A 14,402-nucleotide genomic window follows, 5' to 3' on the forward strand; every position below is an offset into this window, starting at 1 on the left:
CCGGCGCCCATGTACAAGGACCTCAAGTTTCCGATACTCATCGTGCACCGCGATATCAAGGCCGACAGTGTGGCCGGTGATCGCGTGCGCGGCATTGCCCAGGAACTGGCCCAGGACGGCTTTACCATTCTGCCGGCGGTGGACTACGCCGAGGGCCGCCTGGTAGCGGCCACCCACCACGGCCTGGCCTGCATGCTGATTGCGGCCGAAGGCGCGGGGGAAAACACCCACCTGCTGCAGAACATGGTCGAGCTGATCCGCCTGGCGCGGGTGCGCGCACCGCACTTGCCGATCTTCGCACTGGGCGAGCAGGTGACCCTGGAGAACGCGCCAGCCGACGCCATGAGCGAACTGAACCAGTTGCGCGGCATCCTTTACCTGTTCGAAGACACCGTGCCGTTTCTGGCCCGGCAAGTGGCGCGGGCGGCGCACAACTACCTGGACGGCCTGCTGCCGCCGTTCTTCAAGGCCCTGGTGCAGCACATCGCGCAATCGAACTACTCCTGGCACACGCCGGGCCATGGCGGTGGCGTGGCGTATCGCAAGAGCCCGGTGGGCCAGGCGTTTCACCAGTTCTTCGGCGAGAACACCCTGCGTTCGGACCTGTCGGTGTCGGTGCCGGAGCTGGGTTCGCTGCTCGACCATACCGGCCCCCTGGCGGCGGCCGAAGCGCGTGCGGCGCGCAACTTCGGCGCCGACCACACCTTCTTCGTGATCAACGGCACCTCCACCGCCAACAAGATCGTCTGGCACTCGATGGTCGGGCGTGACGACCTGGTGCTGGTGGATCGCAACTGTCACAAGTCGGTGCTGCACGCAATCATCATGACCGGCGCAATCCCCCTGTACCTGTGTCCGGAGCGCAACGAACTGGGCATCATCGGCCCCATCCCGCTGAGCGAGTTCAGCCGCGAGGCGATCCAGGCCAAGATCGAGGCCAACCCGCTGGCCGCAGGGCGCGAGCCGCGGGTGAAGATGGCGGTGGTGACCAACTCCACCTATGACGGGCTGTGCTACAACGCCGAGATGATCAAGCAGGTGCTGGGCAACAGTGTCGAGGTGCTGCATTTCGACGAGGCCTGGTACGCCTACGCGGCGTTTCACGAATTCTTTGCCGGGCGTTACGCCATGGGTACTTCGCGCAGTGCCGACAGCCCGTTGGTGTTCAGCACCCATTCCACCCACAAGCTGCTGGCCGCGTTCAGCCAGGCCTCGATGATCCACGTGCAGGACGGCGGTGCACGCCAGCTCGACCGTGATCGATTCAACGAGGCGTTCATGATGCATATCTCCACCTCGCCGCAGTACAGCATCCTGGCCTCGCTGGACGTGTCGTCGGCGATGATGGAAGGCCCGGCTGGGCGCTCGCTGCTGCAGGAAATGTTCGACGAGGCGCTGAGCTTTCGGCGTGCGCTGGCCAACCTGCGCGAGCACCTGGCCGACGACGACTGGTGGTTCAGTATCTGGCAACCGCCGCAGGTGGGTGGCATTCACCGCGTGGCGACCGAGGACTGGCTGCTGCAACCCCAGGCCGAATGGCACGGTTTTGGCGATTTGAGCGAAGACTACGTGCTGCTCGACCCGATCAAGGTCACGCTGGTGATGCCGGGGCTGGATGCGGGCGGCAGCCTGGGTGAGCATGGTATTCCTGCGGCAGTGGTCAGCAAGTTCCTGTGGGAGCGCGGGCTGGTGGTGGAGAAGACCGGCCTGTATTCGTTTCTGGTGCTGTTCTCGATGGGGATCACCAAGGGCAAGTGGAGCACCTTGCTCACCGAACTGCTGGAGTTCAAGCGCAACTACGACGCCAATACCGCGCTGCTGCAGAGCCTGCCGTGCGTGGCGCAACTGGACCCGTTGCGCTACCACGGCATGGGCCTGCGCGACCTGTGCGAGCAGTTGCACGAATGCTACCGCGCCAACGCCACGGCCAAGCAGCTCAAGCGCTTGTACACGCGTTTGCCCGAGGTGGTGATGAAGCCGGGGGATGCGTATGACAAGCTGGTGCGCGGCGAGGTCGAGGCGGTGCCGATCGAGCGCCTGATCGGGCGGGTGGCGGCGGTGATGCTGGTGCCGTACCCGCCGGGGATTCCGTTGATCATGCCCGGGGAGCGCTTTACCGAGTCGACGCGCTCGATCATCGACTACCTGGGCTTTGCACGGGCGTTCGACCGTGGGTTCCCCGGGTTTGTGGCCGATGTGCACGGGCTGCAGCATGAGGTGGGGGACGTGTATACGGTGGATTGCATCCGCGAATGAGGGATGGTTTGTGCTGGCCGCTTCGCCGGCCTTGCCGGCGAAGCCTTCACCGCAACTGTTGCGTACTCACCACGTGCCCGAAATGATGCCGCCACAGGCTCACCCCCAACTGCCCCGAGCGATCCAGCGACGACCCTACCGTGAGGTCGCTGATCAGGGTCGGCTGCAGCCCCGCATCAAACAGCGCGAACCCCGCCGCCAGCACGCAGGTGTCGGTCTGTATGCCGCACACCAGCACGCGCTCGGGGTTCAATTGCCTGAGGTAATCCAGCATCTCGGCCGTCGGGGCGTAGCCATGCTTGATGAAGATACGATCTGCCGCCACCAGGCTCTGGTCGTGCGCCGCCGGTTGCCAGCCCAGCTGACGTTGAAACGGGGTCACCGATTCATCATGGCGCTCCACGCTCGCCACCGACGGCATGCGGCCGATCAGTGATGCTATGCCGTCTACCAGCCATTGCGGCGGGTTGAACGAGGGTTGTACGTCGATAATCAGCAGTACCTGGCGCATGGAATGCCCTATGGAAGTTCGAGGCCGGGCGATTGTAACCCCCGGCCTTGCACAGATGCTAAAATCCGCCGCTTGAAACCTGGAGATAGACGCGTGCGCAAAGTGGCGGTGGTAATGGCAGTGCTGGCCCTGGCCGGCTGTGACAACGATGCCGAACGGGTACACAAGCAGGTTGCCGAGCATCTGGATAACCCGAAGACGGCCAAGTTCGCCAACGTGCGATTCAACAAGCAGGGCGATATCTGCGGCCAGTTCCGTGGCAAGGACGCGGCCGGTGTGTTCCAGCCTTACCGCAGCTACGTGGCCATCAAGCAGGGCGACGACTACCAGATCATCATCGACGAAACCGGCGGCGACCTGCGCATCCGCGAAATCTGCGGTGGTGCCGACCTGCAGCGCCGTGCCGATGCCCTGGCCGACCAGCGCGCGCCCGAAGGCTGGGACGTCGAGATCATCCAGGGCCCGAACATGGGCGCCCTCAGCGACATGACCGCGCGCCTGATCGAAAAACAGATTCCATCCTCGGTGGTGTACCGCGACGGCAAGCCGGTGGTACTGCTGGGCCCTTACCCGACAAAAGAGGAGGCCCTGGCCAGCAAGAACGATGTGATGGCGCGCCTGGGTACCGATTCGGTGGTCATCCAGCACGGCGCCGAGCGCTAGCCAGCACGCGGCGGCGCCTCTTACACTCACGGCTTGTCTTCAAGGATGAGCCGTCATGAGTGATTCGCCCTTCGCCATTACCCTTCAACGTTGTACCGAACAGCACGTCGAGGGGCTCACGGCCCTGTACAACCACCCACAGGTGGCGCGGCAGGTGCTGCAGATGCCGTATCAGAGCGCCGACCTGTGGCGCAAACGCATCGCCACCGACAACGAACGAATGGTGTTTCTGGTGGCCTTACATCAAGGCGAGGTGATCGGCAGCTGTACGCTCGAGCAGTTCATACGTGTACGTCGCGGTCATTGCGGCGGCATCGGCATGGGCGTCGCCCCGGCCTGGCAAGGGCAGGGGGTGGGCACACGGCTGTTGTCGGCGGTGCTCGAGGTGGCGGACAACTGGATGGGCCTGCAGCGCGTCGAACTCACTGTTTACGCCGATAACCAGCCGGCACTGGCGCTGTACCGGCGCCACGGCTTCGAGGTGGAAGGGCATTTGCGCGACTATGCTTTACGTGACGGTGTGTTCACCGATGCCTGCAGCATGGCGCGCCTGCGACGGCGCGAGGGTTAGAGGAGGGGGCTTATGTCCACACTGGAGCGAGCCATTGCGGTTGCCGCCAGGGCCCATGAAGGGCAGCAGGACAAGGGCGGCACTGCGTATATCCTGCACCCGTTGCGGGTGATGCTGAGGGTGCAGACCACCGAACAGCGCATCGTCGCGGTGCTGCACGACGTGCTTGAAGATACCAGCATGAGCTTGTCGGACCTGGCCCGCGAAGGCTTCGCCCTGAAGATACTGGCGGCGGTGCAGGCGCTGAGCCGGCGCGATGACGAAAGCTACGAGGCCTTCGTCGCACGGCTGGGCAGCGACCCGCTGGCACGGGTGGTAAAGCTTGCCGACCTTGCCGACAACAGCGACCTTTCGCGCATCGCCATGCCCGGCCCCGAAGACATCGCGCGCCTGCAGCGCTATCAACAGGCCAGCGCCTACCTGCAGGCGCTGGCCTGAACGCTGGCGCTTTCGATCACCCGTGCCAGGCGCTGCATCGCCGCATCGATGGCTTCGCCACTGAACCCACCCAGGCCGAGCACCAGCCCGGGCCTGCCGTGCGGCCCCGCATACATGGGGGATACCGCGCGCACCACCACCCCGGCCTCTGCGGCCTGGTCCGCTACCTGCCTGTCGTCGATACCGGCTGCCAGCCACAGCACCAGGTGCATGCCCTGGTCGGTCGGTTGCAACCAGGCCAGCTCAGGCTCCAGCCAGCGCGCCACCGCTTCGTTCACCTGGCGGTGGATGGTGGCGTACACACCGCGGATGCGGCGGATGTGCCGGTCCAGATGGCCTTCGTTGATGAAGGCCGCCAGTACCTGCTGGTCGGCGTTGGCCGGATGACGGTCCATCAGCACGCGGGCACCGCAGAAGGCGTCCACCAGGTCCGGCGGCACGATCGCATAGCCCAGGCGCAGTGACGGGAACAGGATCTTGCTGAAGGTGCCCAGGTAGATCACCCGTTCAGGGTCCAGCCCCTGCAACGAGGGGAACGGGTGCCCTGCATAGCGCAACTCGCCGTCGTAGTCGTCCTCGATCACCCATGCATTGTGGGTTCTGGCCCAGCTCAGCAGTGCCTCGCGCCGGGTCATGCTCATCGGCATGCCCAGCGGGTACTGGTGCGAAGAGGTGACGAAGGCGGCGCGGGCGTGGGGGCAGGTAGCGACGGCGTGTTCCACGTCCATGCCCTCGGCGTCCACCGGTACGCGCACCATCTGCCCGCTGTGCCCGGCGCTTTCGAGAATGGCGGTGATACCGCGGTAGGCCGGGTCTTCGACCCAGGCGAAATCGCCGATGTCCAGCAGCACCTGGCAGGCCAGGTACAGGCCCTGCTGGGTGCCGGAGGTGATGATCACCTGGCTGGCCTCGCAGCGTACCGAGCGGGATTTGCGCACATAGTCCACCACCGCCTCGCGCAGCTCGATTTCCCCCAGCGGGTCGCCATAGCCGGCAGGGGCACCCGGGCCGCGGGCGCGCACCCGGTTGCCAAGGCGCCGCCAGATATCATCCGGCGCGGCCTTGCCCAGCGGTACCGAGACGGCGAACGGTACCTGGGGTACCTCGCCGAAGCGGCGGGCAAGTTGTGCAAAGCGTTCGATGCGTGCCGAGCTGGCGGCGGGCCGCGCCACACCTGTCGTGTGCGCGGCAGGTGGCTCTTCAAGGCTGTGCGCGACCCGCGTGCCGGCACGGCCGCGGGACTCCAGAAACCCCTCGGCCGTCAGTTGCTCGAACGCCTCGATGGCCGTGCCCCGCGCGATCATCAGCGATCTGGCCAGCATGCGGGTCGAGGGCAGCGCCTCGCCGGGCTTGAGGTCGCCGCGCCGGATCGCCGCACGCAGCGCCTGGGCCAGTTGGCGCCCCAGTTGGCCGCTGCTGCGGTCCAGCGTGCCCAGCGAAGGAATATCCACCACGTTGGCTTTGCGCGCCATGTTTTCTGGTCCAGTCATTTTGTTCGATAGTGGATCTATACCATGGGCCAGTTGCGCCACACAATTTGCCATCGCCCTGTGCCTGATGGATGCAAACCATGTACGTACCGCAGTCTTTCAACGAGTCGCGCCCCGAGGTGCTGCATCAACTGATCATGCAGAACCCGCTGGGTGTATTGGTCAGCCACGGCGAGGGTGGGCTGGATGCCAACCATCTGCCGTTCCACTTCAAGCCGCAGGAGGGCACGCAGGGGGTGCTGCATGCTCACGTATCGCGGGCCAACCCGCTGTGGCGTGAACTCAAGGATGGAGATGAAGTGCTGGTGATCTTCCGCGGCGCCGATGCCTACATCTCGCCCAACTGGTACCCCAGCAAGCACGAGACCCACAAACAGGTGCCCACCTGGAACTATCAGGTGGTGCACGCCCATGGCCGCGTCACCTTGCACGATGACGAGCACTACGTGCGTGGCCTGGTGGCGCTGCTCACGCGAACCCACGAAGCATCCCAGCCCGTGCCGTGGAAGATGTCCGACGCGCCGAAGGACTACATCCGCGACATGCTCAAGGCCATCGTCGGGCTCGAGATCGAGATCACCCGTCTGGTCGGCAAATTCAAGCTGGGCCAGAACAAGGAGGCGCGGGATATCCAGGGCGCCGCCCAGGGGTTGAAGGCGTCGGGCAAACCAGCAGTGGGCGAAGCCATGTTGAGCGCCACCGGTCACCCCCTGCACGGGCCGGCCTTGCCGGCGAAGTCGCCCGAATGACCGCCGTCTGATCCCACTTGAAAATCGACTTTTCCTACAGAGTCGGCCAGAATCGGCGGCTCGGCTGCGTTATGGCTTTTTGACTGCATCGGTCGAGAGTGGGTGCTTTTGCACCGGCCCGACTTTCCAGCGCAGACGACAGGACATGACCCAGGACGAGTGGTTGAAGGCCAATGCGGCGCGGTTCGGCAGTGACTACGAACGATTGTTCGCCAGCAACGTGCTCAGCCTCGTGGCGGGCATCCGTTACGAGTCGCTGAGTGCGCAATACCCCTTCAAGGACAATGATGGCAAGCAACGCTACTGCGACCTTGTCATCAATGAAGAGGGAGACGTGCGCATCGCCATCGAAATCGATGGCTATGACAAAAGCGGTACGGGTACCGGCATGTCGCACCCCGAGTTCATCGACTGGCAGCGGCGACAGTCTGCACTCACTTCCCAGGGCTGGCGGGTGCTGCGCTTTGCCAACCGCGACGTCAGGGATCATCCGCAGCGTTGTGCTCGGGATATCAGCGTACTGCTCGATGCCGAGCGAAAAAAAGCCCACGACCTGCTGTCGAGCACGCGCCAGAGCGCCAGCGTGCAGCAGTTGGCGCAGGCGCAGGGCAGCCGGATCAAAGGGCTCAACAAGGAGGTTTCGGTCATGAAGTACACGATCATGTCATTCACTGCGCTGATCGGGGTTCTGATCGTGGTGTTTGCGTTCAAGGGCACCGAGTCGGTTGCAGGCTCGGCCGTGGTCAGCCAGGCAGTGGCGGCGCCGGCGTCACCCGCCACCTTGCAGGGCGCCACCTGCGACAACCCGCTGGACTGGCGTCAGGCCGCCGACCATATCGGGCAGAGCGCTGCGGTGCTGGGCCCGATCATGAAGGTGACCTACAAACCGTCGTCCAGGGGCCAGCCGACCTGGATCGACCTGGGTGCCAGCTTCCCCAGCAAGCGACGGTTGGGGCTGGTGGTATGGGGCGAGCATCGCCCGGCGTTCGCCTCGTTGCTGGCGCAGCCGCTGGAGGGGCGCACGGTGTGCGTGATAGGGCGTATCGAGCAGTACAAAGGCGTGCCGCGTCTGGAGTTGCAGGGCGCCAGTCAGTTCCAGCTGGTCAAGTGATCTTCAGGTGCAGCCTTGGCGTCAAGGCTGCACCGTTATCCCCTCAGCTGGCCTTCTGGCAGTTGCCGGCGATGCTGTAGCCCTCTGCCTGGGCGGCAGATTCGCTGCTGAACTCGACCCGATTCTTTTCGGCAATGCTGTTGTACGACGGGCAGTCCGGGCGGTGGTAGAGCTTCTTGGCCCGGTTGCCGCGCACTTGCCCGGTGGCGTCGGCCACGGTTGCAGCCTTGGTTTTGGCGGGTGCGGCGGGTCTTGCTGGTGAAGCGGCGGTCGTGGCCGTGCCCTTGCCTTGCCCCAGCTCTGCACGCAGGAATATCGGCGCGTGATCGGAGATGTTCGCCCGGCCTTGCTGGTGAGTCATGCCCAGGTGTTTCGGGTAGTCGTACACGCCCACGCTGTTGACCTTCAGCGGCGAGGAATGGCTGACGAAGATATTGTCGTAAAGGTTGGCGAATTTGCCGTCGGTTGTTGACAGCGTGCTGGCGCCTGCGACCACCAGTGGTCTGGCGGCGGCATTGAGCGACTTCCAGGCAGGTGAAGTGGGCGGCATGTTGAAGTCGCCCATCAGCAGGATGTGATTGTTGCCGGGGTAGACTTCCTTCAGCCAGGTCCAGTAGCTCGACAGCGCATCGATTTCCGCGACCCGGTCAGACGGCTTTTTCCCGTACACGATATGCACCGTGGCCACCACGAAATAGGCATTGTCGGTGAGTGACTTGAAGCGCGCGGAGTAGGGCTCGCGCTCGAAGATCTTCTTGCGGTCCAGGTAGGACACCGCACCGTCTTCATAGGCGACCTTGCTGTCCTTCCACACGAAACCATACATTTCCTTGTACGAAGACCTGCCTACCGCATCGGAGGCCATGTGGCTCCAGGGCTCGCCGCTCTGGCGGCTGAGTTCCCTGGCCAGCTTGTCCAGGGCCGCTTCGCTCATCAGCTCCTGCACAGCCAGAAAATCCACATTTTTGGCGACCTTGGCAATGGCCTTGAAGTCCTTGTTGGGGCGGTCGCTCAGGTGTTCCAGGTTCCAGGTGCCGATACGCGTTTCAGCAAACACCTGGCCACACAACAACATCAGCAGCATCACTGCAGCTGCAAGATTCTTGAACATCATTACTTCCAGATTCTACGGATAACACCATCGCCCAGAAGGGCGACAAGTCGGAGCAGGGTGGGCGGGCAGCGCCTGGCGACGGCTTCAGTCTTCCTTGGGCACAACCCAGAAAATCTGCACGCCGCCGTCATCCCGGTAGGCCAGGGTGACGTTGTCGTTTTCGGCGATTTCCTCGAGCAGGGTCTCCCAGTCGGCAGGCGACTCGTGCTCCAGGCGAAAGATCAGCGCCGCGCGGGACTTCTGCGCGGTTGGCGAGTTGATGATTTTCTGAATGCGGATGCCCAGTTGCTCGTAGCTGCTGACGGGCTTGGCGGCGGAGGAGGTGGCCACAGGTACAGGTTCCTTGTTTTTGCTGTATGCGCATACAGTATTTTACTGTAAGGCTTTTCGCAACTGCGTGTCGCTCAAAGAACCCATGTGACCACACGGCGCAGGCTTTGCTGCACCGTGGGCAAAATAAAAGTGGCGAGGTTACAAGAGGTTAGGCCGCCCCGCTGTAGGAAGGGCGGCCTGCCGGGCTACTGCACTCAGTATTCCCAGAAGATGCGCTGCAGCTCTTTGCTGTCCTGGGTCTTGGTCAGGGCGACCATGGCCAGGATGCGCGCTTTTTGCGGGTTCAGGTCGTGCGCCACTACCCAGTCGTTCTTGTCGTCAGGCTGCTCGGCGTTGCGCAGCACGAACCCGCCCTGGTTGACGTGGGACGAACGGATGATCTGCACGCCGTTCTTGCGCAGTTCCTGCAGGGCCGGCACTACGCGCGAAGACACCGAACCGTTGCCGGTACCGGCATGGATGATGGCCTTGGCGCCATTTTGCGCCAGGGCCTTGTAGGCGGTGTCGCTGACGTTGCCGTAGCTGTAGGCGATGTCCACGGCAGGCAGGCTGCTGATGGTCTTGATGTCGAATTCCGAATCCATCGTGTGGCGCTTGGCCGGCAGGCGGAACCAGTACGACTTGCCTTCCACGACCATGCCCATCGGGCCCCAGGCGCTCTTGAACGCTTCGGTCTTGATGTTGATCGACTTGCTCACGTCGCGACCGGACTGGATCTCGTCGTTCATGGTCACCAGCACGCCCTTGCCGCGCGATTGCTTGTCGCTGGCCACGGCCACGGCGTTGTACAGGTTGAGCATGCCGTCGGCCGACATTGCGGTACCGGGGCGCATGGAGCCCACGACCACGATCGGCTTGTCGGTCTTTTCCACCAGGTTGAGGAAGTAGGCGGTCTCTTCGAGGGTGTCGGTACCGTGGGTGATCACGATGCCGTCCACGTCCTTGCTGTCGGCCAGTTCGGCAACGCGCTTGCCCAGTTGCAGCAGGTTTTCGTTGGTGATGCTTTCGGAGGCGATCTGCATCACCTGCTCGCCGCGTACGTTGGCCAGGTTGGCCAGCTCCGGAACACCGGCAATCAGCTTGTCGACGCCCACCTTGGCGGCTTGATAGGTAGCGCTGTTGGCGGCGCTGGCACCAGCACCGGCAATGGTGCCGCCGGTGGCGAGGATAACCACGTTGGCGAGTTTCTGTTGGGTTTCGGCTTCCTTGGCGTAGGCGCCAGCAGGGAAGAACATGAACAGGGCCAGGGCGGCCGGAGCGAAGGAGTGAAGCGCAGCTTTCATCGTTATTGTTCCTTATGAGTGAAATTGCTGTGTTGCCCACACAAGTTCAGCAGAAAGCGTACCAGTTGCCCAATTAACTGAGCGTTCACGTCAATTCATTGATTTATAAGAAATTTATTTGGGCTTATGCCCCGTGCTGCCCGGCACTGTTTTCGGAAACCCGAATTATTGCGGTGCCGGATGTTCGGTTTTCCGAAGATTTTAAGGATAATTCCCGGCACTATTGGGGCCATGAAGGGCGGTCGGCAGATTTGACAAAACCCGGTAGCGTTTCCATAGTTGTTAACCGCAAACGTTTGCGACCCGACAAAAATCATAAGATTCGGAGTGAACCCATGACGCTGCCCTTCGCTGGACGCCTGCTGGCCGTTGCCATGCTGGCCACCCTCGCCACCGCCGTACCCTTCAGCCACGCCCATGCCGACACCGCCAAGCCCAAGGTGGCCCTGGTGATGAAGTCGCTGGCCAACGAGTTCTTCCTCACCATGGAAGACGGCGCCAAGGCCTACCAGAGAGACCACGCAGGCGAGTTCGACCTGGTGTCCAATGGCATAAAGGACGAGTCCGATACCAGCAATCAGATCCGCATCGTCGAGCAGATGATCGTCTCCGGCGTCAACGCGCTGGTGATTGCCCCGGCCGATTCCAAGGCCCTGGTGCCAGTGGTCAAGAAGGCCATGGACGCGGGGATCACCGTGGTCAACATCGACAACCGCCTCGACCCGGATGTACTCAAGAGCAAGAACCTCAGCGTGCCTTTCGTGGGCCCCGACAACCGCAAGGGCGCGCGCCTGGTGGGCGAGTACCTGGCCACCCGCCTGAGCGTGGGCGATCAGGTCGGCATCATCGAGGGCGTGCCGACCACCACCAATGCCCAGCAGCGTACCGCCGGTTTCAAGGACGCCATGGAGGCAGCCAAGATCAAGATCGTCTCGGTGCAATCGGGCAACTGGGAGATCGACAAGGGCAATGCCGTGGCCTCGGCCATGCTCAACGAATACCCCGACCTCAAGGCGCTGCTGGCCGGCAACGACAGCATGGCGCTCGGCGCGGTGTCGGCGGTGCGCGCGGCAGGCAAGGTCGGTGCGGTGCAGGTGGTGGGCTACGACAACATCAAGGCGATCCAGCCGATGCTGCGCGACGGTCGCGTGCTGGCCACGGCCGATCAATACGCCGCCAAGCAGGCGGTGTTCGGTATCGAGGCGGCCCTGAAGATGCTGCGCGGCGAGAAGCCGGACGTGGATGCCGACAACGTCATCCAGACCCCGGTCGAGCTGGTCAAGCAGCCCTAGCCCGCTGACGGTGCCTGCCGTGGTGCGGGCGCCAGGAGAACACCTTATGTCGGCGACTGCGGATGTCGTGTTGTCGGTCAGTGCAATCGGCAAGACCTACGCTCAGCCCGTGCTGGGCGATATCGAACTGTCCCTGCTGCGCGGCGAAGTGCTGGCCCTGACTGGCGAGAACGGTGCCGGCAAGAGCACCCTGTCGAAGATCATCGGCGGGCTCGAAACCCCCACCACCGGGCAGATGTTCTACCAGGGCCAGGTGTATCAGCCCGCCAGCCGCACCGCGGCCGAGCGCCAGGGCGTGCGCATGGTGATGCAGGAGCTCAACCTGCTGCCGACCCTGAGCGTGGCCGAGAACCTGTTTCTGCACAACCTGCCCAGCCGCGCCGGCTGGGTCAATCGCACGCGCCTGCGCCAACTGGCGACCGCGGCAATGGCGCAGGTGGGGCTCGAAGCGATCGACCCCGATACGCTGGTCGGCGAGCTTGGCATCGGCCATCAGCAGATGGTGGAGATCGCCCGCAACCTGATCGGCGACTGCCATGTGCTGATTCTCGACGAGCCCACCGCGATGCTCACCGCACGCGAGGTGGAGCTGCTGTTCCGCCAGATCGAGCGCCTGCAGCAACGGGGTGTGTCGATCATCTACATTTCCCACCGCCTCGAAGAGCTCAAGCGCATCGCCCAGCGCATTGCCGTGCTGCGCGACGGCAAGCTGGTGTGCGTGGAACCGATGCAGCGCTACAGCAGCGAGCAACTGGTCAACCTGATGGTGGGGCGCGAGCTGGGCGAGCATATCGACCTGGGGCGCCGCACGATCGGCGAGCCGGTACTGCGTGTCAGCGGCCTGGGCCGGGGCGACAAGGTGCAGGACGTCTCGTTCGAGGTGCGCAGCGGCGAAATCTTCGGCATCTCCGGGCTTATCGGTGCCGGGCGTACCGAGCTGCTGCGCCTGATCTTCGGTGCCGACACGGCCGACAGTGGCAGCATCGAGCTGGGCAGCCCGCTGCGCCCGGTGCGTATCGACTCGCCCATGGCTGCAGTGCGCCACGGCGTGGCCCTGATTACCGAAGACCGCAAGGGCGAAGGCCTGCTGTTGTCGCAGTCGGTCAGTGCCAACCTGGCGTTGGGCAACATGCCGGCGATCTCACGCGCGGGCCTGGTGGATGGTGCTGCCGAGCGTGCCCTGGCCGAGCGCCAGATCCAGGCCATGCGCATCCGCAGCGCCGGGCCCGCACAAACGGTGGGCGAGCTGTCGGGTGGCAACCAGCAGAAGGTGGTGATCGGCCGCTGGCTGGAGCGCGACTGCGCCGTGCTGCTGTTCGACGAACCCACGCGCGGTATCGATGTGGGCGCCAAGTTCGACATCTATGGGCTGCTCGCCGAGCTGACCCGCCAGGGCAAGGCGCTGCTGGTGGTGTCCAGCGACCTGCGCGAACTGATGCTGATCTGCGATCGCATCGGCGTGCTTTCGGCAGGGCGCCTGATTGAAACCTTCGAGCGTGAGCACTGGAGCCAGGACCAGCTACTGGCCGCTGCCTTTGCCGGCTATCAGAAACGTGACGCGCTGCTGCAAGACGCAGTGCCCAGGAACCCCGCATGAACACCTCCCCGATAGACACACCGCCTGGCCCACCGGCCCGGCGCAGCGGTACCTACCTCGGCCTGGGGACCTACCTGGGCCTGGCCGGTGCGCTGCTGGCGATGGTGGTGCTGTTCTCGTTGCTGAGCAGCCACTTTCTGTCGTACGGCACCTTCAGCACCCTGGCCAACCAGATCCCCGACCTGATGGTGCTGGCGGTGGGTATGACCTTCGTGCTGATCATCGGCGGCATCGACCTGTCGGTGGGATCGGTACTGGCCCTGGCCGCGTCGGCGGTCAGTGTGGCGATTCTGGGCTGGGGCTGGAGCGTCCTGCCGGCGGCACTGCTCGGCATGGGGTGCGCGGCACTGGCCGGGACCCTTACCGGCTCGATCACCGTGGCCTGGCGCATCCCTTCGTTCATCGTCTCGCTGGGTGTGCTGGAAATGGCGCGTGGCGTGGCCTACCAGCTCACCGACTCGCGCACCGCGTACATCGGTGATGCCTTTGCCTGGCTGTCGGAGCCGGTGGCCTTCGGCATTTCGCCGGCCTTCATCATCGCCTTGCTGGTGATTGTGGTGGCGCAACTGGTACTGACCCGCACCGTGTTCGGCCGTTACCTGATCGGCATCGGCACCAACGAAGAGGCCGTGCGCCTGGCCGGCATCGATCCGCGCCCGTACAAGATTCTGGTGTTCTCGCTGATGGGCCTGCTGGCCGGCCTGGCGGCGCTGTTCCAGATCTCGCGGCTGGAGGCCGCCGACCCCAACGCCGGCTCCGGGTTGGAGCTGCAGGTGATTGCCGCCGTGGTGATCGGCGGCACCAGCCTGATGGGCGGTCGCGGTTCGGTCATCAGCACCTTCTTCGGTGTGCTGATCATTTCGGTGCTGGCCGCAGGGCTGGCGCAGATCGGCGCCAGCGAGCCGACCAAACGCATCATCACCGGGGCGGTCATCGTGATCGCCGTGGTTCTCGACACTTACCGCAGCCGGCGCGCGCGCCGGCGGACCTGAAC

Annotated in this window: 14 protein-coding genes; 9 read left to right on the forward strand and 5 right to left on the reverse strand. The window is 64.0% G+C overall.

Going from position 1 to position 14,402, the window contains the following annotated elements; genetic code table 11:
* Positions 1 to 9: 9 nt before the first annotated feature.
* Complete coding sequence (locus MF6396_RS02740; RefSeq protein ID WP_078479640.1) at positions 10 to 2,256, forward strand: Orn/Lys/Arg decarboxylase N-terminal domain-containing protein; 2,247 nt, start codon at positions 10 to 12, stop codon at positions 2,254 to 2,256.
* 46 nt (positions 2,257 to 2,302) lie between these two features.
* Here the strand turns inward: MF6396_RS02740 and MF6396_RS02745 are convergent, their stop codons facing one another.
* Positions 2,303 to 2,767 carry a cysteine hydrolase family protein gene (locus tag MF6396_RS02745; protein ID WP_043859730.1) on the reverse strand — a complete coding sequence of 155 codons (465 nt, stop codon included), beginning with the start codon at positions 2,765 to 2,767 and terminating at the stop codon, positions 2,303 to 2,305.
* A gap of 93 nt (positions 2,768 to 2,860) precedes the next feature.
* On the opposite strand from MF6396_RS02745, the gene MF6396_RS02750 reads away from it, so the two are divergent.
* From MF6396_RS02750 to MF6396_RS02760, 3 genes are read left to right on the forward strand one after another with little or no spacing between them, the layout of a single operon-like run.
* The gene (locus MF6396_RS02750; RefSeq protein WP_078479641.1) at positions 2,861 to 3,430 is read left to right on the forward strand and encodes an SPOR domain-containing protein; all 570 of its coding nucleotides are present in this window, start codon (positions 2,861 to 2,863) and stop codon (positions 3,428 to 3,430) included.
* Positions 3,431 to 3,485: 55 nt separating this feature from the next.
* Positions 3,486 to 4,001, forward strand: coding sequence for a GNAT family N-acetyltransferase (locus MF6396_RS02755; protein ID WP_043860822.1), 516 nt, complete (start codon positions 3,486 to 3,488; stop codon positions 3,999 to 4,001).
* Between the two features lie 12 nt (positions 4,002 to 4,013).
* Positions 4,014 to 4,439, forward strand: coding sequence for an HD domain-containing protein (locus MF6396_RS02760; protein ID WP_043860821.1), 426 nt, complete (start codon positions 4,014 to 4,016; stop codon positions 4,437 to 4,439).
* On the opposite strand, the gene pdxR is transcribed toward MF6396_RS02760, so the two are convergent.
* Positions 4,418 to 5,911, reverse strand: a complete 1,494-nt coding sequence (gene pdxR / locus MF6396_RS02765) for a MocR-like pyridoxine biosynthesis transcription factor PdxR (RefSeq protein ID WP_043860820.1) — start codon at positions 5,909 to 5,911, stop codon at positions 4,418 to 4,420. The two genes, MF6396_RS02760 and pdxR, sit on opposite strands and share 22 nt — an antisense overlap.
* A 98-nt stretch (positions 5,912 to 6,009) precedes the next feature.
* On the opposite strand from pdxR, the gene MF6396_RS02770 reads away from it, so the two are divergent.
* Together MF6396_RS02770 and MF6396_RS02775 are read left to right on the forward strand one after the other, a co-directional pair.
* Positions 6,010 to 6,678, forward strand: a complete 669-nt coding sequence (locus MF6396_RS02770; RefSeq protein ID WP_078479642.1) for an FMN-binding negative transcriptional regulator — start codon at positions 6,010 to 6,012, stop codon at positions 6,676 to 6,678.
* Between the two features lie 145 nt (positions 6,679 to 6,823).
* The gene (locus MF6396_RS02775) at positions 6,824 to 7,789 is read left to right on the forward strand and encodes a DUF559 domain-containing protein (protein ID WP_078479643.1); all 966 of its coding nucleotides are present in this window, start codon (positions 6,824 to 6,826) and stop codon (positions 7,787 to 7,789) included.
* 43 nt (positions 7,790 to 7,832) lie between these two features.
* Here MF6396_RS02775 and MF6396_RS02780 read toward each other — a convergent pair whose 3' ends face one another.
* The 3 genes from MF6396_RS02780 to MF6396_RS02790 all read right to left on the reverse strand — a co-directional run bounded on the left by MF6396_RS02780 (position 7,833) and on the right by MF6396_RS02790 (position 10,519).
* Positions 7,833 to 8,900 (reverse strand): endonuclease/exonuclease/phosphatase family protein, encoded by a 1,068-nt coding sequence (locus tag MF6396_RS02780; RefSeq protein WP_078479644.1) that lies wholly within the window; start codon positions 8,898 to 8,900, stop codon positions 7,833 to 7,835.
* 87 nt (positions 8,901 to 8,987) lie between these two features.
* A complete protein-coding gene (locus MF6396_RS02785) occupies positions 8,988 to 9,233 on the reverse strand; it encodes a DUF1654 domain-containing protein (protein ID WP_043860816.1) in 246 nt (81 codons plus the stop codon).
* Between the two features lie 197 nt (positions 9,234 to 9,430).
* Positions 9,431 to 10,519, reverse strand: a complete 1,089-nt coding sequence (locus MF6396_RS02790; RefSeq protein ID WP_043860815.1) for an asparaginase — start codon at positions 10,517 to 10,519, stop codon at positions 9,431 to 9,433.
* 335 nt (positions 10,520 to 10,854) lie between these two features.
* Here MF6396_RS02790 and MF6396_RS02795 point away from each other — a divergent pair, with 335 nt between their 5' ends.
* Genes MF6396_RS02795 through MF6396_RS02805 form a run of 3 tightly spaced genes read left to right on the forward strand, consistent with a single transcriptional unit; the run spans position 10,855 to position 14,400 of the window.
* Complete coding sequence (locus tag MF6396_RS02795; protein ID WP_043860814.1) at positions 10,855 to 11,811, forward strand: sugar ABC transporter substrate-binding protein; 957 nt, start codon at positions 10,855 to 10,857, stop codon at positions 11,809 to 11,811.
* Between the two features lie 46 nt (positions 11,812 to 11,857).
* Positions 11,858 to 13,408 carry a sugar ABC transporter ATP-binding protein gene (locus MF6396_RS02800; RefSeq protein WP_078479645.1) on the forward strand — a complete coding sequence of 517 codons (1,551 nt, stop codon included), beginning with the start codon at positions 11,858 to 11,860 and terminating at the stop codon, positions 13,406 to 13,408.
* Complete coding sequence (locus MF6396_RS02805; RefSeq protein WP_054915267.1) at positions 13,405 to 14,400, forward strand: ABC transporter permease; 996 nt, start codon at positions 13,405 to 13,407, stop codon at positions 14,398 to 14,400. Before MF6396_RS02800 ends, MF6396_RS02805 begins: the two co-directional genes overlap by 4 nt.
* Positions 14,401 to 14,402 lie beyond the last annotated feature (2 nt).

It is taken from the genome of Pseudomonas sp. MF6396, from assembly GCF_002018915.1.
In the GTDB taxonomy this organism is placed as follows: Bacteria; Pseudomonadota; Gammaproteobacteria; order Pseudomonadales; family Pseudomonadaceae; genus Aquipseudomonas; species Aquipseudomonas palmensis.